A 19,113-nucleotide genomic window follows, 5' to 3' on the forward strand; every position below is an offset into this window, starting at 1 on the left:
ACCAGGGAGCGGGTCGTCACTCAGCTCTGGTCGAGCAAGGTCAAGAGTTCGTCGTTGTAGAAGTCGTCGATGGAGCACGCTCCCGACAGCGTCGAGAAGTACAGGTCGATCAGGTCCTGGCGTCCGACCAGTTTCTGCAGCATCTCGACCCGCCCCTCGGGCTTGAGCTCGGCCACGTTGAGCGCGGCCTGGTAGAAGCTGGTGTGGTTCTCATCCAGGTCTTCCTCATAACGCCGCAGTGCCGCCTCGAGCGCCGCATCGTCGTGCAACTGGTCCCCGATGTGCCTGGTGAGCGTCTGGGCCTGGATAAAGGCGTCGGTGATACCGCGGGCGGTGATGGAGTCCTTGTGGTTCACCGCGTCACCGACCAGCGCCCAGCCGGGCCCGTAGGCCTTACGGAAGTAGTTCTCCTGGTGCCCCGTGCCGTACAGCTGCTCCTCGCGCTTGCCCGCCGACATCCGGTCGTACAGCTCGGGCGCCGTTGTGCGGAAGGCGTCGAGGTAGGCGGGTTCCACCGCCTTGCGGACATCGGAGAACTCGTCCTGCGGGAAGTAGGTCATGAGCAGCGTGAGGTCGTCGTTGGTGGGGATGACACCGATCCAGCGCCCCGGCCGCTCATACAGCTCGAAGTGCGCGGGAACCCCGGACCAGTAGCTGTAGTAGGTGCAGGTGACCCGCGGGTGCTCGATGACGTTCTGTGCGCCGGCTTTGCGGGCCACCAGCGATCGCATACCGTCCGCACCGACGACCAGGCGCGCCCGGTCCGTCGCCTCGGCGCCGCCCGGCGTGGTGTACCGCACCCCGACGACCCGGTCGTCCTCAAACACCAGGTCGGTGACCGCGCAGGACTCCCGGAACTCCACACCGGCCGCCACGGCACCGTCCGCGAGGATCGGGTCGAGCACATACCGCCTCGGCGCGTATGTGGTCCGCTGGCCGTCGACCGGCAGGGAGAAGCCGTCCAGCCGGACACCGGGCGCCTCATAGCTCTGGTGGTTGATCGGCCGGCAGCCCGCGTCGCGGAGCTTGCCGAGCAGCCCCCACTGGTTGAGCAGCGCCACGCCCGGCTGGTGGATGTAGTGCGAGGACAGCGTGTCCTGCGGGAACCGCGCTTTCTCCAGGAGCAGGACTCGGTATCCCTGCTGAGCGAACAACATGGCCGCCGGCGAACCCGCACAACGGGCACCTATGACAATGACGTCGTACATGGCGCCTCTCCTACCAAGTGGTGACGTTAATGGGTTATCGCATCCAGGGATTCGATGTACGCAGAAATAGACGCCACCGTCGGATTGAGGAACATCTGGTCCACCGGGACCTCGATGCCCAGCTCCTCAAGGAAAGCCCCCTGGATTTTGGCCATAATCACGGACTGGCCGCCCAGGGCGAAGAAGTCGTCGTCGACTGATATGTCATCGCGCTGGAGTTCCCGGCACCAGATGGCGCGCACCCGGTCAGCAGTCATCACAGTCCTTTCGTTTTGCTGAACTCATCGGCCAGCGCCGCGCGATCCACTTTCCCGTGCGGACTCAACGGAATCCGCGGGATATTGATGAACCTGGCCGGAACCATGTTCCGCGGCAGTGTCCCGAGGAGGCGGGTGCGCACATCGTTCTCGGCGAGGTCGTCCCCCGCCGGGACCATGAACGCGATCAACTCGGCCTCGCCGGCGTCGGTATACGTGATCACCACGGCGGCCTCCCGGACCCCGGCCAGCCTGCCGAGCGCGCGCTCGATGTCGGTGGGGTCGATACGCATGCCCCGCACCTTCACCTGCGCGTCGATCCGGCCGAGGACGACGAGGTCGCCGCCTTCGGTCACATAGCCGCGGTCGCCCGTGCGGTACAGCCTGCGCGGCGCACCGTCGACCAGGATCGTGGTGAACTTCTCGTTCTCGGGGCCCATGCCGCCCAGGTAGCCCGCGCCGACACCGGTCCCGGAGATGCAGATCTCGCCGTGCTCCCCCGGCCCGACACCGCGCAGTTGCTCATCGAGGAGATGGATGTCGATGTTGTAGGCCGGCTTGCCGACCGGTGCGATGTCCTGGTCGCCGGGCCGGTGCCCGGCGAGGTCGTACGACGTGGCGACATCGGTGCACTCGGCAACGCCGTACTGGTGCAGCAGGGTGCACCCATTGCCTTCGCGCCGCGCCCAGTCCGCGATCCGTTCGACCTTCAGCGGCTCCCCGCCGAACAGCACATAGTCGAGCCGGGTGAGCGCGTCACCGCCGCGTGCGGTCTCCCAGTCCACCAGCAGGTACAGCGTGCTGGATGCGCAGTGCACCGTGCGTATCCAGTGCTGGGTCAGCAAGCGGTACGCCATCATGACGTCGAAGTTCCGGCTCGCCATCAGGTACTGGGTGGCTCCGCAGAACAACGGTGTCATCAGGGCCCGTTGGGAGAGGTCGAACCCGAACGCGCTGACGACCAGGTTGTCCGACCCGCTGTGCAGGCCGTATTCGAGCTTCAGCCAGTTCATCAGGTTGAACCAGCCCTCGTGCCGCACCGCGGTCAGCTTCGGCGTACCGGTGGACCCGGATGTGAAGACCGCGTAGCACACATCGTCCCCGGTGACCGGGACATCAGGAGCGGTGGCCGGGAGACTCGCCAGGTGATCGGAGAGCTGCCCGAGATCGATGACCTCGACGGCCGCCGACCCGACCTGCCCGGCCGTCGCCGGGGAGGCCACGATCAGGGCGAGACCGGGGACTTGGCCCAGCAGCAGTTCGAGCCGCGCCGCCGGGTAGGCCGGGTCGAACGGCACATAGGCCGCGCCCGCCTTCAGCGTGCCGAGGATGGCGACCAGCATGTCGGCCGAGTAGTCGAGGCAGACGCCGACCTTGGCACCCCGGCCGTGTCCGCAGGTGACGAGAAAGTGCGCGAACCGGTTGGCCTTCGCGTTCAACTCCGCGTAGGTCATGTGCTGCCCGGCACAGACCACGGCGATGGCATCGGGGGTGGCTTCCGCGTGCGCCTCGAACTGCTTGTGGACGACGGGCGCCGAGGGCAGGGCAACCCGCTTTCCCTGAAGGATCATCAACTGACTCCGATATGACGGGTGTCCGGTCGGGCGGGCCGCCGGCGCACCACGGGGAACGGGCTTGTCCGGCGCCTCTAGGCGGTACGCCGATCGGCGGCCCCGAGCACCTGGGTCACCCACCGTTCGACGGGCAGACCGTGTGCGGCAGCCAAGGTGGAGTAGTACTCCAGCTGTTCGGCGGACAGTTCGATGGTGAGCGTGGTGACCTTCCGCCGGCGTTTGTCGGCGCCCGCCGACTCGGCCAGCTGGGCCACCTCCTGCTTCTCGTTGCCGCTGCTCGCGGGGGCGTCGGCCGCATGGCTCTGCTCGGCCAGGCTGGCGCGGACCGCCTTGCGCAGTTCATTGCGCGACCACTTCTGCTGTTCGGCTTTACGCAGCCAGTAGTCCTGCTCCGGCGGCGACAGGCGGGTCACCTCGGCATGGTGGGCGAAGCTGAGGGTGTCCCGCCTGCGGTGGTGCTCGAACCGCCTTGCCACCCATGCGTAGTTGCGCAGGGTCTGGTAGTCGAGCCCCGTTCGCTCGATCGCCTCCCGGTACCGCCGCCACCCATAGGCGGCCTCCCCGAAGATCAGCCAGTCGGCGAGCCACCATGCCGAGGAATTGGTGAGTTCACGCAGGCTGGCCCCGATTTGCTCCCAGGCCCGTTCCGACAGGTTCCGCGGGAAGGTCATCCCCGACTTCTGCACCGTCGCCTGTTTCCCCACGAAGGACAGCACCACATCGCGCTGCGCGGGCTCACCGCCGATGCCCACCGGCCCCGCCTTGTAACCGCTCGCGGTTCCCACAGGTTGTTCCCCCAAACTTCTTTTCAATCCAGAGTGTTTGCCTGGGTGTGCGGGCCCGCGAGGCCGAGCAGCGGGGGCATCGCGGGCCGCGGCTCTCCCCGGAGAATCCGGCCGGCGTTCAGTCCGCCGCCATGGCCTCCTTCAGGCTCCTCGGGCGCATGTCGGTCCAGTTCTGCTCGACGTACTCCAGGCACTCGGCCCTGGCCGCCTCTCCGAAGACCACCTGCCAGCCCGCGGGCACCTCGGCGAACACCGGCCACAGGGAGTGCTGGTCCTCGTCGTTGACCACGACATAGAAGCGGCCGTTCTCGTCATCGAAGGGGTTCGTGCTCACTGCCACCGTCCTTAACCGTCACGAGGTGACTCGGATTGGGAAATCGCCAGGGCCAGGCGACCCTATATCCGTCACAGGTGAGTTGGAATGGGAATTTGTCAGGGCCAGGCGACCCTATAACCGTCACCGAGTGACTTGGAATGGGAAATCGCCGGGCCGGGCGCGGGCTCGCCGTTCGGCGTCGTCCTGTCGACAGGACACCCGGCATCCACAGCCGCCCTGGAATGCTGACGCCACCGTAAGGACTCGACCGCCAACGCCACAAGGGCGGCCGGATCGCTGCTCTCCCGGCCGTCCGCCCGAACCTGTACCCCACTGAGCTTCTGTGCCACCATGACCGGTCAGTGGCCCCTGGACGGGCCCGCTCGAATTCGGGTTCAGCCACTTTCCTCCCGCCTGGGCGATAGAGAACGCGTGGAGAAAAGAGCCTCATCCCAGCCGGACACCGTCGCGCATGGGGCTTCGAGACCGACTCCGGCCGCCCGGCCCACCAGGCGGTGGTGCGAATCAGCCGGCTGGTGCCCGAGCCCACAAAGCTCATCGACGAACCTGCGACTGGTGATCAATGGTCTTGAAGTCAGCATCCGAGTACGAAACAGATCCGGACGACGACACACGACGGCTGCTGCTGCGCCACCTGCTGGTGGCGAGAGGCATCGACGAGGAGGCCTGTCAGCTCCAGAAACAGGGCGCGCTCGACCTCTTCCCGTCCTGCCAGGGGCAGGAGGCCGCGCAGGTGGGCTCCGCGCTCGCGGTGGGCCCGGCCCCGACCGTCGTCCCCAGTTACCGCGAGCACGCGGTCGCCCTTCTGCGTGGCGTGACACCGGAGGAACTGCTCGCGCAGTGGGCCGGCCGCACCTTCTGCGGATGGGATCCGCGCCGGGTGCGGTTCTTCCCCTACACGCTGGTCCTGGCCGCACAGACGCTGCACGCTGTCGGCTACTCGATCGGGCAGCGGTTGCAGGGGCGGGAGGACTTTGTCGTCGTGTACATAGGCGACGGCGCCACCAGTGAGGGCGATATGTCGGAGGCGATGAATCTCGCCGCCGTCGAGTCGGCGTCCGTGCTGTTCGTCTGCCAGAACAACGGCTGGGCCATCTCGAAACCGGCCGAGGAGCAGATGCGCACCTCGCTGGCCGAACGCGCCCGGGGTTTCGGGATCGAGGCCGTCCGGATCCCGGGCCAGGACCCGGAGACCGTCTTCTCGGCCTGCTCCCGGGCCGCCGCCCATATCCGCGGGGAGCGGGCGCCCTATCTCGTCGAGATCCAAGTGGAGCGCATCCACGGTCATTCGACCTCCGATGCCCAGGAGGTGTACCGCAGCCGCGAGGACATCGCGCGGGCCAGGGCCGCGGATCCGGTGACCGCCTATGCGGCCCGGCTGAGCGGCCTGGGCCTGGTGGACACCGCGTGGTTCGACGCCGTCGAAGCCGAAGTGCGGGAGCTGCGCGAGCGGTTGATGAAGGAGTACGCGTGATGAGCACCGTGCGGTCCGCCTGCCTGGCGGAGTCGATCAACGCGACCCTCGCCGACCTCCTCGAACAGGATCCGCGATTGCTGCTGCTCGGCGAGGACATCGGACGCCTGGGGGGCGTGTTCCGGGTGACCCGGGGTCTTGCCGAACGCTTCGGCGCGGACCGGGTGCGCGACTCGCTGCTGGCCGAGTCCACCATCATCGGCCAGGCCGTCGGCATGACGGTCAGCGGGCTGGTGCCCGTCTGCGAGATCCAGTTCGATGGATTCACCTATCCCGCGGTGAACCAGCTGGTGACCCAGGCGGCCCGGATCGGCGAGCGGTGGAACGGACAGGTCAGCCCGAGCCTGGTGGTGCGGATCCCGACCGGCGGCGGGGGCCGGGGCGTGGAGCACCACAGCGAGTCCAACGAGGCGCTCTTCGCCCGTTTCCCGGGAATCTCGGTGGCCTGCCCCTCCACCGGTGAGGACGCCGACCAGATGCTGCGGTACGCGGTGACGCTCGGTTCGCCCGTGGTGATGTACGAGCCGATCCGTCTGTACTGGCGGCGGACCTCGCCCGTCCGGGACCCCGAACCGGCGAGGTCGCCGACCGCGGCCCGGGTGGTGCGGCGCGGCACGGACCTGACGATCGCCACCTTCGGCGCGATCACCCACGAGGTGCTGGAAGTGGCCCACGCGCTCAGCCCCGAGGTCGATGTCGAGGTGGTGGACCTGCGCTGGGTGGCCCCGCTCGACATGGACACGGTTCTGGAGTCCGTCGCCCGCACCGGGCGGCTGCTGATCGTGCACGAGGGGTCGAAGGACCTCGGCATCGGTGCCGAAATCGCCGCGTCGGTGGCCGAGCGCGGCTTTGACATGCTCCGGGGCCCGGTCCGCCGGCTGGCGCCCGGCCGCCGTGCCTATCCCCCGGCGGACTTCGAGAAGGACTACCTGATCGGTGTGCAGGAGATCAAGGACGAGGTGCTGGTGATGACGAAGTGAGCGACTCCCCTGTGGACATACATGTTCCCGGCTTCGGGCAGAGCCTCGGCGAGGCCCTGCTGATCGAGTGGGTCGCCGGTGTCGGCGACCGGATAGAGCGCGGGGATGTGGTCGCGGTCGTCGAGACCGACAAGGCCAGCGTGGACGTCGTGGCGGAGCGCGGTGGACGGGTTACGGCCCACTCCGCGGCGGTCGGCACGATCGTCAAGTCCGGTGAGGTGCTGTACCAGTTGGCGGCCGACTAGCGGGTGCCGGGCGACAGGGCCGGAGCCGTCGGACAGACCTTGGCCGCGCCCTGAGATCCAAGATCCAGTCACTTGAACGGAGAAGGAACATGAGCGACGTCGAAAGCCGTATCGCGGACACCATGCTGGCCAAACTGCGCGAGCGCGACCCGTCGTTGGGCCCCGACGACCTCAACCGGCCGATCGCCGACTTCGACCTCGACTCCCTCGACATGGTCGAGCTGCACCAGCAACTGGAGATCGAGCTCCAGGTCAAGGGTGATCTCACGGAGACCGCGGGCTTCGCCTTCCTGAACGACTTCAGCGCATACTTCGTGAAGCTGGCGAGCCAGGGATGAGCGCGGGCATTGTCGATATCGCCACCGCGAAGCCGGGCCGGACGATCGGCAACGACCACTTCGCGTCGATCGGTCTCACGGACGAGTGGATCCGGCGCCGCAGCGGCATCGCGTCCCGCTCCTGGCTGTCGGACGAGACCCCGCTGGCGGAGGTGGCGGCGGAGGCCTGCGCGCCCATCGTGACCAGGATGGACGACCCCTCCTCGATCGGCGCCCTGGTCGTCGTCAGCACCTCGGTGCGGCAGCGCATCCCGGGTATCGCGCAGAAGGTGGCACAACTCACCGGCCTGGGGCCCTCGGTGCTGGCCTTCGATATGAACGCGGCCTGCTGCGGCTTTGTCTACGGGCTGATCACCGGGCTCTCGCTCTGCGAAGCCGGACAGGCGCGGTCGGTCCTGGTGTGCTCGGTGGAGGCCATGTCCCGGCTGGTGGACCGCACGGACCGGCAGACGGCGTGCATCTTCGCCGACGGCTCCGCGGCCGTCCTGCTGGAGGACCGCGCGGAGTTCACGGACTTCCGCCGGATCGCCGGCTGCGACGGCTCCCAGGAGGCGCTGATGCGGGAGACCGGCGCGGGCGGCATCCATCTCGACGGGCTGCAGGTGTACGACCGCGCCGTGCGCCGGATGGCGGAGTCGGCGCAGTACCTCTTCGACCACGGCCCCGCGCCGACCGTGCTGGTCGGCCACCAGGCGAACGGCCGCATCCTGGAACAGGTCCGCGCCTTCACCACCCATCTCGGCGTGCCCTTTGTGAACCGGATCGAGAACTCCGGGAACACCTCGTCCGCCTCGATCCCGCTGGCGTTCGCCGAGGAACTGGACTCCGGTTCCCTCCCTGCCACGGGCCGGCTCGGAGCCGTGGCCTATGGCGCCGGTGAGGCATGGGGCGGTGTCTCGGTGGACTACCGGGTGCCGGCCGTCACGGCATCCTGACGCGCCGTTGAACCCGGGAACGTACTCGATCACAGGAGGTTGTCATCTACTCGCCAGAAGCCTGGGTCCTGCGCTCCGGCGCGGTGGCCGGCCCCTACAACGGCGAACCCGGCGGCGCGCTGCTACGCGACCGGTTCACCTTCGGCCCTTTGGAGGAGGGTGAGGCGCTGGTGGAGCCGATCCTCGGCTCCTGGGAGGCCAACATCGACCATGCGCTGGCCCGTTCACCGATCGATGTGTGCAGCAGCCGCGGCGAGGAGACCGTGGTCCTCGGCAACCTGGGCGTGGTGCGCGTGCTCAAGGTGAACGCCGGGAGCCGGGACGTCCAGGTCCGCGAAGGGGACCTGTGTCTGCTCATGCCCTTCGGCAAGCTCGACCGCTTCGACTACGCCGAACTCGCCTACGCCTACGACTGCCCCGGCACCATCGGCCTGCTGGCCAAGCGGTCGAAGCTGGACGCCCGGCTGTTGCTCCCGATCCCGGAGGGCACGGCGTACTCGCTGCCCCAATGGGCCGCCTATGGACGCTACTTCACCGCCTGGGACAACTGGCACAAGGCGTATGGCTGCTGGCGGACCCAGGTCGCCGACGACGATCCGGCGAACCACCTGGTGTTCGGGTGGGGCGGCGGCGTGGCCTTCGCCGAACTGCTGCTGGCCAAGCGGGCCGGGTTCCGGGTGGCGATGACGGCGGGCTCGGACGAGCGCGTCGCCTTCCTGCGGGAGAACGGCATCATTCCGGTGGACCGCCGCCGGTTCCCCGCCCTCTCCCTGCCCACCCGGGAGGAACGGGCGGACCGGGAGCGGCACCAGCGGCGCCGGATCTCGATGGAGGACTTCCTGGGTGTCGTCCAAGAGCTCAGTGACGGCCATGGGGTCGCGGTCTTCGTGGACAACATCGGCGAGCCCCTGTACGACGTCACCCTGAGGGCCCTGGCCCGCGAGGGAGTCGTCACCACATGCGGCTGGAAGGCGGGGATGCGCCTGTCGCATCTTCGGGGAGCCGAGTCCATCAGCCGGCACATCCATGTGAACACGCATGTGTGGCGGCTGCCGGACTCCCCGGGCATCCGGGACTTCCAGGAGGCCGAGGGCTGGATACCGCCGGAGGGTTCGGAGGTCATCTACGACTTCGACCGGGTGCCCGAGCTGGCCGACGACTACGCGCACGCCAGGATCGGGTCGTACTTCCCGCTGTACCGCGTGAACCCGCTCTGACCGGCCCGAGCGGAAGAAACGAACCGGCCCCGGTGTCCGCACGGACACCGGGGCCGTTCAAACCCCGTGTCCTCGCGCGGAGTTGCTCTTCACCCCCCCTGCGGAACTGTCCCGCCGGCGGGACAGGACAAGGACACCGGCGGCCCGCCCGTCCCCGCACCGGCATTGTCTTGACCGGCTGATCCACTTCCATGAGTGTGGGGGTGAGGTGACGACGCCAGAGGCGCGGTGGACTGAGGGGGAAGTGACGTGGGAGACACCGGCATGGACGCGGACGTGGTGATCGCGGGCGCCGGGCCGACGGGCTTGATGCTCGCCTGTGAGCTACGGCTGGCGGGCGTCGACGTGATGGTGGTCGAACGGCTCGCGGAACGCACCGGCGAGTCACGGGCCGGCGGGATGCACTCCCGCACCCTGGAGGTCCTGGACCAGCGCGGAGTCCTGGACCGCTTCCTGGCGATCGGCGAACTGCAGTCGGTGGGCCACTTCTCCGGGCTCTGGCTGGACTTCGACGAGTCCGAGTCCAGGCACTCCCGCCCGCTGATGATCCTGCAGTCCGCCATCGAACGGCTGCTGGAGGAGTGGGCCACCGAGCTCGGTGTGCGGGTGCGCCGGTCGTCCGAGCTGACCGGGATCCACCAGGACGAGGCCGGTGTGACGGTCGAGCTGGGTACGGCGGAGGCGGCACCCGCGACGCTGCGCGCCCGCTACCTGGTGGGCTGCGACGGCGGGCGCAGCACGGTGCGCAAGCTGTCGGGCATCGGCTTCCCCGGCACTCCGGCCACGATGACCGCGCTGATCGGCGACGTCGAACTCCCCGATCTGACCGAGGAATACATCTGGGCACGGCGCGTTCCGGGCGGCGACTTCTCGGTGATCGCCTTCGAGCCGGGCTGGTACCGGGTGATCACATCCGATTACAGCCATGTCGCGGACCGCGACGAGCCCCCGACGTTCGAGCAGCTCCGGGAGTCGCTGATCAAACTCGCGGGCACGGACTACGGCATGCGCAACCCCAAGTGGGTCTCCCGGTTCGGCGACGCCGCACGGCAGGCCGCCCAGTACCGGGACGGCCGGGTGCTGCTCGCCGGCGACGCGGCGCATATCCACTTCCCGGCCGGCGGGCAGGGATTGAACATGGGCGTGCAGGACGCGGTCAACCTCGGCTGGAAGCTCGCCTCGGTGGTGCGCGGCCAGGCACCGGAGAGCCTGCTGGACAGCTACCACGCCGAGCGGCATCCCGTCGCGGAGCGCGTCCTGCACAACACCCGGGCGCAGGCAGCCCTGGCCCGCCCCGGCGTCGACACGGACGCGCTGCGCGATGTGTTCGGCTCGCTCATCGTGTTCGACGACGTCAACCGGCATCTGCGCGGCATGCTCACCGCACTGGACATCCGGTACCCGCTCGACGGCGACCACCCACTGACGGGCCGCCGGGTCCCTGACGCCGACCTCAAGACGCCCGACGGCGCCACCCGCGTCTACGAGCTGCTGAACGCCGCCCGCCCCGTACTGCTCGACCTGCGCGGCAGTGCCGAGTTGGCGGCGGCCGCCGCGGGCTGGGCCGATCGCGTCGACCTCGTCGAGGCACGGAGCGAGGACGACCGCTGGCCCGTCCCGGCCGTCGGCGAGATCCCCGCACCCGCCGCGCTCCTCATCCGCCCCGACGGCCATGTCGCCTGGGCGGCCGCCGCCGGCGGCACGCCCGACATCTCCGCACTCCGGACCGCCCTCACCACCTGGTTCGGCCCGGTCCGGCAGGGGTGAGGCGCTGCCTCGGCCAGTACAGCGCTATCCCCTACGGCCACGCTTGCCCGTTGCCGGCCGGCTCGTCGTCGCCGAGCCGGCACAGGGCGAGGACGGCGGTGTGCTGTTCATCGCTGAGGCCGAGCGGTGTCTCGCCGCGTTCTTCGCAGCTGGTGTACAGGTGGCGCTGGCCGTCCGCCCAGGTGTGCAGCAGCCGGCGGGCCTCGTCGGGGGTGAGGCCGAGGGCGGCGGCGGTCTCGTGCCAGGTGGCGCCGAGGTGCAGGGCGTCGCGGATATGGGCACCGCGGCCGTACTCCATCTCACGGTGGATGGACTCGCGCAGCGCGAGCACGGCGAGGGCGTCGGCGACGGTGCCCCGTTCGGCCTTGTGCGGGAAGTCGCCGGGGAGCAGGCGGTTGGTCAGCCGGTCGGCGTGCTCCTGGTGCTTCTCGGCCAGCCACATCAGCGGCGTGGCGAGCGGAACATCGCCGGGGCTGGAGACCTGGAGGTCCCGCCAGTGCTTGTATGCGTCGGTCATCGAGTCGTCCGTCCCTCTGTAGCCGGCGGTCGGGCAGACGGGGCGTCATGTCCGGGTAATCGCCTCGGAATGGAGAGATTACCCATGTAAGGGACATCTCCGGGGATAGGGGCAATGGCCTCCGCGCCCTCGCCGCCGGCATCGGCCGTTATCACCTGACCGCCCCAAACCACCCCGAAGGGGAGGTCATCGAAGGCGACTATCGCTTGGCGATGGTGACGTCGCCCTGGAGGGACAGCGCGTCGCCGAAGCGGCCGAGGGTCAGGTCCGTCGGGGTCACATCGAGATGGATGGGGTCTACGTCGACGGGGATGGCGGGGAGGGTGCCCAGGGTGAACTCGAGGCCGCGGAGCGCGTCCCCGACGAGTCCGCCCAGGGTGGACGAGAGGGCGTTGGCCACCCAGGAGGCGATGACGCTGACGATGTCGCCATGTGGATAGATCTTGAGGTCAAAGGAACTCACGCTGTCCGTCGTGGCCTTGAGCGTGGTCCCGTCCATCGACAGGGTGAGCGTGACGGTGGGGTCGGGCTCCAGCGCCAGGTCGTAGAAGACGTCCGTGGACCCTCCCACCACCCAGTCGATGCCGGCGCTTCCGCTGCCGGTGACCGCGGCGCGGACCCGCACCGTCGGGATCTCGGTGTCCTCGATCTCGCACCGCACCTGGTGAATGGCGATCGTCGCCTGGTAGTAGCCGGTGCCGACCCAGAAGTTCTCCGAGTCGCCGGCGGGAAAGGTCTTTCCTTCGAGGTACGCGGTGGCCGCCTCGGCGATCCGCCGGACCGTGTCCGCACCGAACAGGGCGAAGAAGGGGCTCGCCGGCCAGGTGTCCGGGAACGGCGGCTGGGGGATGCCGTGCTCCACCAGGTTCATGACGGCCGCGGCCTGCTGCGGCTGGATGACGGGAACCGGCACCGACAGGTCCAGCAACGGGATGGCGGGCTTGGGCAGTTGGATGCCCGACAGCACCTGGCGGGACTGGTCCAGGACGGCGGGCAGCACAACATTGTCCAGGATCACCTTCTGGACCTGGCCGGTGTCACTGGCCGCTGCCCTGAGCGGGTTCAGGGTGAGCAGGCCGGACGCGGACGTACTGGCCTGGATGTCCACCGTCACGGTGACATCCCCGTCCACCAGGTCTCCCCCGCCCGCGTCGACGGAGACATGCACCTGGCGCAGGACGGCCTGGAAGGTGCTGCCGTCCAGCGAGGTGCGCAGGGCGGCCGCGTACTCCGCCACCTCGTCCTCGGCGAACCGGCCTGCCCCGCCCTCGGCGAAGCGCGCGCGCAGCTCCGCCTCGGAGTATGCGGACGGGGTGAGGTCGAAGACGGGGGCGGTCCGGACGTCCCAGGTCACCGTAACCGGGGTGCCTCCGGCGTCATATGGCTGGGAACCGGTGAAGTACCGCGGATACAGCTGACCGTAGACCTCCTCGGCCACCCTGTTCACTATGCCGGCATCGGCCCCGACTGCTAGGTCGTAACTCATGTTCCGGTTTCCTCTGTCCGAGGTGCTGGAAAGGAAGTTCTCGTCACGGCGATACGGTCCCGACGGACCGCAGGGCCGGCGGCGGCCTCACATCATCGACCCGGTGACACCGATCCGGCAACAAGGCCCGGCGCACGCGGGAGTGAGCGCCCCCGGAGGCCGACCGGTCCGATAACTACCCCTGAAACGCAGCGAGTTGGCCAGATGCGCTCAGCGGCAGCCTGCCCGGGGCGCGAGGGCGGACGGCGCCGTCGGCGCTGGTCACAGCATATGCCAGCGGTACACACTCCCCGCCCTTGAGACCAACTCGCCTGCACCGAGGGCGACTTGATTGGAACTGTCCAAGAGCTGGTTTGGGACAGCACGCGAAGAAGCCATGGCCCGGCCCCGGCAGGTGCCGTTGTATGACAGTGTGAACGACTCGAATTACGATCTCGCGGTCGGGGTGGGCGCCGACTCCCTCAACTCCGGCCTCAAGAAGGCCTATCAACAACACCGCGACGCGTTCCGGGGCAGCGTCACCAAACCCATCGAGGACATCACCTATACCTTCGGGTGGGACTTCCTTGCCGCCCCTGCCCTTACCCTCGCCCCTCCGGACGAGGAGCTCTGGGGAAAGATGATCAAGGCCGAGGGCATCACGGCGCTCCCGGACTCCGGGGTGCTCCAGTTTGTCGCCGAGCAGTTGAAGGCGGACTGCAAGGTGGGCGACACGCCTCTCCCCGAAGTCACCGGCAAGATATCGGTGGCCCTGCAACTGAAGCTGGACGGCGGCGGTATCACGGCCGTCCCGCTGGGCGCCTGGCTGGAGAACCTGCCGGACTCCCCGATGAGCGTCATCGTCAAGAACGTCGTGATCCCCGCACTTCTCGACCAGGGCGCCACCCTGCTCAAGGGCCTGAAGATCCCCGCCCAGAACCTCTTCGGACAGACGGTCACCCTGAGCCTGGTACGCGTGGATGTCCTCCCCACCCATCTGGTCCTCGCGTCGACCGCCCGGACGGGGCAGGCGCCGGCCGTGCGCCCCGACGCCGTGAACTGGCCCACGGACAAACAGGTGTTCACGCTGATCAGCAAGAATCTGCTGACCACGCTCCTGACGGCCGTGGTGAAGCAGCATGAGAACACCGCATTGGGCCATGGCGACAAGACCATCCAGTTCGTCGCCTCGGCCAAGTGGGACGCGACCTTCCGGCGAGCCACCAACCTGGCGGTCGGCAGCGACCCGACCACCGCCTCGGCCGGCGTCGACATCGACTGGCACGCCGAACTCGACCTCGTCCCCATGACCCCGGACGGCAGCGGCGGCTGCGCCCTGACCAAGGCGGGCCACGAGTCCTGACCTGACGCCCATCGGCGCACTCCGCGCATCGATCACTCAGGAGAGGCACCACCATGGCAGGCCCAGCCCCCATCGAGTTCGATGTCAGCTACACCCCGGACCCGCCCGTCATCACGGTCAAGGCCACCGGCCTCACGGACACCGCCCTCACCGTGGAGGTGACGGACCTCAACCTCCAACAGGTCCGCTTCAAACCCAAAACGACCCTCGCCGACATCCTGTCGGGCCTGGTCAACGACCTCGCCAAGAACGCCCCGCCCATCGTCAAGAACAAGGTCAAGGGCCTGTCCCCCCACATCCCCATCACCACGCCGATCGGTTGCGACATCCCGATCGGGGGTTCGACGGTCCATGTACGCCTGACATCACCGGTGTTGGGCGCCCATGACGGCATGCTCCTGATCAGCGGGACCGCCGACGTCTCCTGACCCGCCACTCCTCCACCGGCCCGACTCACCGCAGGAGACGTAAGTGAGCACCCCGCACTCCCAGCCCCAGCCCCAGCCCCTCCACCTCGCCGACACCCCCGGCTATCCACTCGCCCGTACCGTGGAGATGCCCGAAGCCATCGGCTACCCCACCGGCTCCCTCAGCATCCGCCTGGGCGCGCTCCAACTCCGCGCCGAGGGAAGGCCGGAGGCCGTCGCCGGGCAGGCCGGCACCTACCGCATACCGGCGCTCGTCCTCACCGGCCGGTACGCGCTCGACGCCCGCCCCGACGGCATCCGCGACCTCGACACCGCGGGCAATCTGCGCCCGCTCTCCGCGGAGGCCCGGCGGCCCACTCTCCCCGCCGCGAGCCGCACCCCCGCCCCGCATGACCCGCCGGAACCGGACACGCTCCAGAAGTGGCGCGACCGAGCCGACGCGCACCGCGACAAGTTGATGCGGAGCGAAAACGGGCAGCAGCTGCTCATCAAGTACGGGCAGCACAACGAGAGTTACTACGACGCCTTCGACGACCCGGACGACACCTACGGCCTGCGGCAGAAGTGGCGGGAAAAGGGCACCACCCGGCGGATGTCGGAGCAGACCTACGCCACCACCGACCCACAAGCGGCGCACACCTCTCAACCGGCGGTCAACGACTGGCAGGACGCCCAGACAGGTGTCGCCTACAACGCCCACGCGTTCACTCAGCAGAACACCCTGGCCACCGTCCTCAGCCTTATGGCAGAGGACGCGACAGACCCGGAGAAGCAGCAGAAATACACAGCCGCCGCACTGGAGACCATCAACTTCGCCAAGACCATCGGCACCACCGGCAACACCGACAAGGACACCACGCCGATGTCCCAGTCCGCCGTCTACACCGCCATCAACGAGCACACGGACGAGCTGCCCACCACCACCGAAGAGGAACTGGCACGCCATACGGCGCTGGCCTACGGAACATACGCCCTGACCGAAGAGGACGAGCCCGAGGACTGGCTGCCGCTCTCACCGGAACAGCGCACCCACATCAGGAGCGTGGGCAGGAACGCCTACCGGCTCAAGGCGCAGCGCCGGCCGGCCGCAACCGACACACTCCACCTGGGCAGTTGCTCCGCCCGGCTCGAGGACATCCGCATCACCATGGACCCCGCCCGGGAGGACGCCGTCGTCACCCTGCCCTCTCTGGCGCTGAACATCGAGGACGAGAGCTGGCGGGGACCGGTCGGAGAGGTGGCCAGGGAGCGGCTGCGCACTATGCGCTTCGTCCAGGAACTGCTCCGCGACGCCATCGCCGAAACCGTCCGGCACGCGGCCCTCACCCGCATCCCGGGCTACGCCCCTCCCCAGGACGGGCGGTCCTGATCCGTGCTCCTCCATGACACATCCACCGCTCCGGCCGAGGATGTCACCGCCGGCATCTGGGCGGCGCTCCTCGCCGACGACCAGCCACCCTTCGACGCGTTTCTCGCCGAGGCCCTCGCGCCGCAACAGGACTACCTCAGCGACACCGAGCGCGCGCTCTACCGGCATGGGAAACGGCTGCGCCCCGCCGTCCTGCTGCTCGCCGCCAGAATGATCCACGGCCCCACCGCACTGCCGCGCAAGGCGGTCCAGGGAGCCGTCTCCCTGGAAATGCTCCATGTGGCGACCCTGATCCACGATGACATCATCGACGACTCGGCCCTGCGCCGCGGACTTCCCTCCGTCAACGCCGCACGGGGCACGGAGACCGCCGTCCTCGTCGGTGACCTCCAGTTCGTCCAGGCCATCCGCGGCTTCGTCCGGGCCATCGACCGGGACCGTGATATGGCGCTGGTCGAGCTGGTCCTGGACACCGCCTTTCAGATCGGCTGCGGCGAACTGGACGAACTGCGCACCGATCTGAGTCTCGACCCCGCGCGGCTGGTCCAGCGCTACTGGCACACGGCCGACCGCAAGACCGCCGTCCTCTTCGGCCTGGCCGCCGAAGCCGGTGTCACCCTGGCGGGCGGGCGCGGCGGCGACGCCCGCCGGGCCGGCTTCTTCGGCCGCCGGCTCGGCCGGGCCCTCCAGGTCATGGACGACCTCTTCGACCTGGCCCAGGACGAGGCCGACTCCGGCAAACCACGCGGCATGGATCTGCTACGGCGCCGGGCCTCGCTGCCCCTGGTGTACGCGATGGCGGAACTGGGCCCGGACCACCGGGTGAGCCGGGTGCTGCGCGGTGAGCCGGTGGATGCCACGGGGCTGGCGCGATGCGTCGCCGAGGTACGGGCGACCACCGGCTTCTCCCGCGCCTACGCCGATGCGCGTACCCAGGCGCTGGAGGCCATCGAGCTGCTGCGCCCCTTCCCGGCGAGCCGCTACCGGTATGCCCTGGAGGACCTGGCCCTGCACATCGTCGACCGGAGAACGTGACCAACTCCCCCACCTCGCACGTCAATTCGCACCCAGGACAAGGAGCGCCACCATGACCGCGGCCCTGGTCGACTTCGTCTACGCCACCCTGCGCAAGCGGATCAACAACCCGGACAGCCCGTACTGGCTGCCGAAGATCCTGGAGAACATCCGCACCCCGGACGGACACACGCTGTCGCCACTGGCGGTGGACGAGTGGCAACTGGGGGCGCTCTCCGAGGAGCAGGGCGTGACCATCGCCGACACCATCGCCGACGCCACCTGGCCCTTTGTGAAGCGGGCCTTCAAGAAGGCCAAGGACGCCGGGGTCCCCGGCCTGCCCAAGAACCTCAACGCCTTCACCAGCCAGCGCAGCGACACGGACCAGTACCCCACGCTGACGCTGAGCGAGGCCACCGTGGCCGGTCTGCCGAACGCCACGGTGGGAGATCTGACCGGCCTGACCCCCACCGCGAACGGTTACCGCGGCACCGTCAGGGTCACCGCCGCGGCGTACGACTCGCACGGCTACCAGCCACAGATCACCATCGATGGCAGGTACCGGCTCGACCAGCAAGTCATCGTCATCGACGAGCCCGCCACTCCCGACCTCAAGCCGCCGACCAAGGTCATGCTCAAGGGCCTCGACGCCTACGGGGTGGAGTGGCCGTCCCAACGGATCGAGGGACGAGGGCAGTTCCTGTTCACCGTGACCGACCTCGCGTTCGATGTGCGGCTGAGCATCGAGGTGACCGGGGCCGGCACCGACCGCAGGGCGGAGGTCACCGTGGAGTCGGTCGCCATAGTGAGCACTCCGGTCTTCACCCTCGACAAGGACCGCCTCACCATCGAAGGCGACACGGTTACCGACCTCACCAAGCAGGCCTGGATCCAGTCCGCCGTTACGGCCTTCAACAGCCCCGACGCCGCCACAGCCCTCACCGCCAAGCTCTCGGACGCCCTCAACGCCCAGGACTTCCGCACCCAGTTCTCCGGCGCCGTCACCGAGCGGCTGGGCACGGCGCTCGACAATGTCTTCGGCACGGCAGCGCTTCCGGCGCACAGCGGCCCGCCTCCGGTGGGCGACGGCCCCCTGGAGGTCTACCTCTTCGACCGGGCGCGGGCCTCGCTCAATGACACCGGCTCCGGCTTCTACCCGCCGACCGTTGTCCGGTCGTCCAGCGATCCAAAGCTCGACCCGCTGTCGATCAACTCCATCGACCTCGGCGACCACCAGATCATGGGCGCCTCCGTCAACTTCACCTTGAGCGACGTCGAGATCAGCGGCATCGCCGATGTGCTCATCCCGGTCGAGGACGCCTCGCTGGTGGCCGAGGGCGTCAACGCGACCGTGCGGTTCGGCAGGGTATCCGGAACGTCGATCACCCTCACCGCCAAGGTCGTGGCAACCTTCGTCAAGAGCGGGGACCATATCGACGGCACCATGAACACCACGGTGCAACAGCCGTCCGCGACGGTCGGTCTCTCCGCCGCCGGCCCCGACGCCGACAGCCTCACCATCGGCGTGCGTTCGCTCACCGTCGATATCGACCGGACCGAACTGGACATCAGCGTCCATGTCGATGGCCTGCCCGACAAGGCGGTGCATGACATCCTCAACACCCCGCAGATCAAGGACGACTTCGTCAAGGGAGTCCAGGACGGCGCCGGTCAGCGCAAGGACGACATCGCCAAGGCCCTGACGGACAACGCCCGGAAAGTGATCGCCGAGAAGCTGGCGGACTGACCGCAGCGCGAGGGCGGCGGCGGGCACCGGGCGTGCCCGTCCGCCCGCTCCCGCACGCCCCCGCCCCATCCGCCCGCCTGTCCGTCCGTCCGC

General features: G+C 68.7%; 19 protein-coding genes. 12 read left to right on the forward strand and 7 right to left on the reverse strand.

All coding sequences use genetic code 11. From position 1 onward, the window contains the following. Positions 1-20 precede the first annotated feature (20 nt). The 5 genes from ACIHFE_RS24855 to ACIHFE_RS24875 form a co-directional block, all read right to left on the reverse strand. Entirely contained in the window at positions 21-1,208 is a 1,188-nt protein-coding gene (locus ACIHFE_RS24855; protein WP_400109763.1) for an NAD(P)/FAD-dependent oxidoreductase, read from the reverse strand. A gap of 26 nt (positions 1,209-1,234) precedes the next feature. Beyond that, positions 1,235-1,465: a phosphopantetheine-binding protein gene (locus ACIHFE_RS24860; protein WP_400109765.1), complete on the reverse strand. Its 231-nt coding sequence runs from the start codon at positions 1,463-1,465 to the stop codon at positions 1,235-1,237. Next, positions 1,465-3,036: an amino acid adenylation domain-containing protein gene (locus ACIHFE_RS24865; RefSeq protein WP_400109766.1), complete on the reverse strand. Its 1,572-nt coding sequence runs from the start codon at positions 3,034-3,036 to the stop codon at positions 1,465-1,467. Before ACIHFE_RS24865 ends, ACIHFE_RS24860 begins: the two co-directional genes overlap by 1 nt. 77 nt (positions 3,037-3,113) lie before the next feature. After that, positions 3,114-3,824, reverse strand: coding sequence for an LmbU family transcriptional regulator (locus tag ACIHFE_RS24870; RefSeq protein ID WP_400109768.1), 711 nt, complete (start codon positions 3,822-3,824; stop codon positions 3,114-3,116). Positions 3,825-3,942: 118 nt separating this feature from the next. Beyond that, positions 3,943-4,158: an MbtH family protein gene (locus ACIHFE_RS24875; RefSeq protein WP_400109770.1), complete on the reverse strand. Its 216-nt coding sequence runs from the start codon at positions 4,156-4,158 to the stop codon at positions 3,943-3,945. Between the two features lie 571 nt (positions 4,159-4,729). Between ACIHFE_RS24875 and ACIHFE_RS24880 the strand changes: the two genes are divergently transcribed. The 7 genes from ACIHFE_RS24880 (at position 4,730) to ACIHFE_RS24910 (ending at position 11,117) form a co-directional block, all read left to right on the forward strand. Further along, positions 4,730-5,635 (forward strand): thiamine pyrophosphate-dependent dehydrogenase E1 component subunit alpha, encoded by a 906-nt coding sequence (locus ACIHFE_RS24880; RefSeq protein WP_400109772.1) that lies wholly within the window; start codon positions 4,730-4,732, stop codon positions 5,633-5,635. Next, on the forward strand, positions 5,635-6,615 hold the full coding sequence (locus tag ACIHFE_RS24885) for an alpha-ketoacid dehydrogenase subunit beta (RefSeq protein WP_400109773.1): 981 nt from the start codon (positions 5,635-5,637) through the stop codon (positions 6,613-6,615). Before ACIHFE_RS24880 ends, ACIHFE_RS24885 begins: the two co-directional genes overlap by 1 nt. Continuing rightward, a complete protein-coding gene (locus tag ACIHFE_RS24890) occupies positions 6,612-6,860 on the forward strand; it encodes a biotin/lipoyl-containing protein (protein ID WP_400109775.1) in 249 nt (82 codons plus the stop codon). The genes ACIHFE_RS24885 and ACIHFE_RS24890 overlap by 4 nt, the downstream gene beginning before the upstream one ends. Before the next feature lie 89 nt (positions 6,861-6,949). Continuing rightward, positions 6,950-7,198, forward strand: a complete 249-nt coding sequence (locus ACIHFE_RS24895) for a hypothetical protein (RefSeq protein ID WP_400109776.1) — start codon at positions 6,950-6,952, stop codon at positions 7,196-7,198. After that, the gene (locus ACIHFE_RS24900) at positions 7,195-8,133 is read left to right on the forward strand and encodes a ketoacyl-ACP synthase III (protein WP_400109778.1); all 939 of its coding nucleotides are present in this window, start codon (positions 7,195-7,197) and stop codon (positions 8,131-8,133) included. Before ACIHFE_RS24895 ends, ACIHFE_RS24900 begins: the two co-directional genes overlap by 4 nt. A gap of 83 nt (positions 8,134-8,216) precedes the next feature. Then, positions 8,217-9,350 carry a zinc-binding alcohol dehydrogenase family protein gene (locus ACIHFE_RS24905; protein ID WP_400109780.1) on the forward strand — a complete coding sequence of 378 codons (1,134 nt, stop codon included), beginning with the start codon at positions 8,217-8,219 and terminating at the stop codon, positions 9,348-9,350. Positions 9,351-9,599: 249 nt separating this feature from the next. Beyond that, positions 9,600-11,117 carry an FAD-dependent monooxygenase gene (locus tag ACIHFE_RS24910; RefSeq protein ID WP_400109782.1) on the forward strand — a complete coding sequence of 506 codons (1,518 nt, stop codon included), beginning with the start codon at positions 9,600-9,602 and terminating at the stop codon, positions 11,115-11,117. A 31-nt stretch (positions 11,118-11,148) separates the two neighbouring features. On the opposite strand, the gene ACIHFE_RS24915 is transcribed toward ACIHFE_RS24910, so the two are convergent. Together ACIHFE_RS24915 and ACIHFE_RS24920 are read right to left on the reverse strand one after the other, a co-directional pair. After that, positions 11,149-11,634 carry a hypothetical protein gene (locus ACIHFE_RS24915; protein WP_400109784.1) on the reverse strand — a complete coding sequence of 162 codons (486 nt, stop codon included), beginning with the start codon at positions 11,632-11,634 and terminating at the stop codon, positions 11,149-11,151. A gap of 199 nt (positions 11,635-11,833) precedes the next feature. Next, on the reverse strand, positions 11,834-13,120 hold the full coding sequence (locus ACIHFE_RS24920) for a hypothetical protein (RefSeq protein ID WP_400109786.1): 1,287 nt from the start codon (positions 13,118-13,120) through the stop codon (positions 11,834-11,836). A 412-nt stretch (positions 13,121-13,532) separates the two neighbouring features. Between ACIHFE_RS24920 and ACIHFE_RS24925 the strand changes: the two genes are divergently transcribed. The 5 genes from ACIHFE_RS24925 to ACIHFE_RS24945 are packed head-to-tail and all read left to right on the forward strand — an operon-like array spanning position 13,533 to position 19,020. Continuing rightward, on the forward strand, positions 13,533-14,462 hold the full coding sequence (locus ACIHFE_RS24925; protein WP_400109788.1) for a hypothetical protein: 930 nt from the start codon (positions 13,533-13,535) through the stop codon (positions 14,460-14,462). 53 nt (positions 14,463-14,515) lie between these two features. After that, on the forward strand, positions 14,516-14,890 hold the full coding sequence (locus ACIHFE_RS24930; protein WP_400109790.1) for a hypothetical protein: 375 nt from the start codon (positions 14,516-14,518) through the stop codon (positions 14,888-14,890). A gap of 43 nt (positions 14,891-14,933) precedes the next feature. After that, entirely contained in the window at positions 14,934-16,259 is a 1,326-nt protein-coding gene (locus ACIHFE_RS24935; RefSeq protein WP_400109791.1) for a hypothetical protein, read from the forward strand. 3 nt (positions 16,260-16,262) lie between these two features. Continuing rightward, entirely contained in the window at positions 16,263-17,294 is a 1,032-nt protein-coding gene (locus ACIHFE_RS24940) for a polyprenyl synthetase family protein (RefSeq protein WP_400109793.1), read from the forward strand. 52 nt (positions 17,295-17,346) lie between these two features. Continuing rightward, the gene (locus ACIHFE_RS24945; protein ID WP_400109794.1) at positions 17,347-19,020 is read left to right on the forward strand and encodes a hypothetical protein; all 1,674 of its coding nucleotides are present in this window, start codon (positions 17,347-17,349) and stop codon (positions 19,018-19,020) included. The last annotated feature ends 93 nt before the right edge of the window (positions 19,021-19,113 follow it).

Origin of the sequence: Streptomyces sp. NPDC052396 (assembly GCF_044593195.1) — a bacterium.
In the GTDB taxonomy this organism is placed as follows: Bacteria; Actinomycetota; Actinomycetes; order Streptomycetales; family Streptomycetaceae; genus Streptomyces.

Excerpts from the sequence above, each read along its gene's own strand:
- ACIHFE_RS24855 (WP_400109763.1), bottom strand. The coding sequence starts at position 1,208 with ATGTACGACGTCATTGTCATAGGTGCCCGTTGTGCGGGTTCGCCGGCG.
- ACIHFE_RS24920 (WP_400109786.1), bottom strand. The coding sequence starts at position 13,120 with ATGAGTTACGACCTAGCAGTCGGGGCCGATGCCGGCATAGTGAACAGG.
- ACIHFE_RS24900 (WP_400109778.1), top strand. The coding sequence starts at position 7,195 with ATGAGCGCGGGCATTGTCGATATCGCCACCGCGAAGCCGGGCCGGACG.
- ACIHFE_RS24945 (WP_400109794.1), top strand. The coding sequence starts at position 17,347 with ATGACCGCGGCCCTGGTCGACTTCGTCTACGCCACCCTGCGCAAGCGG.
- ACIHFE_RS24915 (WP_400109784.1), bottom strand. The coding sequence starts at position 11,634 with ATGACCGACGCATACAAGCACTGGCGGGACCTCCAGGTCTCCAGCCCC.
- ACIHFE_RS24930 (WP_400109790.1), top strand. The coding sequence starts at position 14,516 with ATGGCAGGCCCAGCCCCCATCGAGTTCGATGTCAGCTACACCCCGGAC.
- ACIHFE_RS24860 (WP_400109765.1), bottom strand. The coding sequence starts at position 1,465 with ATGACTGCTGACCGGGTGCGCGCCATCTGGTGCCGGGAACTCCAGCGC.
- ACIHFE_RS24895 (WP_400109776.1), top strand. The coding sequence starts at position 6,950 with ATGAGCGACGTCGAAAGCCGTATCGCGGACACCATGCTGGCCAAACTG.
- ACIHFE_RS24885 (WP_400109773.1), top strand. The coding sequence starts at position 5,635 with ATGAGCACCGTGCGGTCCGCCTGCCTGGCGGAGTCGATCAACGCGACC.
- ACIHFE_RS24865 (WP_400109766.1), bottom strand. The coding sequence starts at position 3,036 with ATGATCCTTCAGGGAAAGCGGGTTGCCCTGCCCTCGGCGCCCGTCGTC.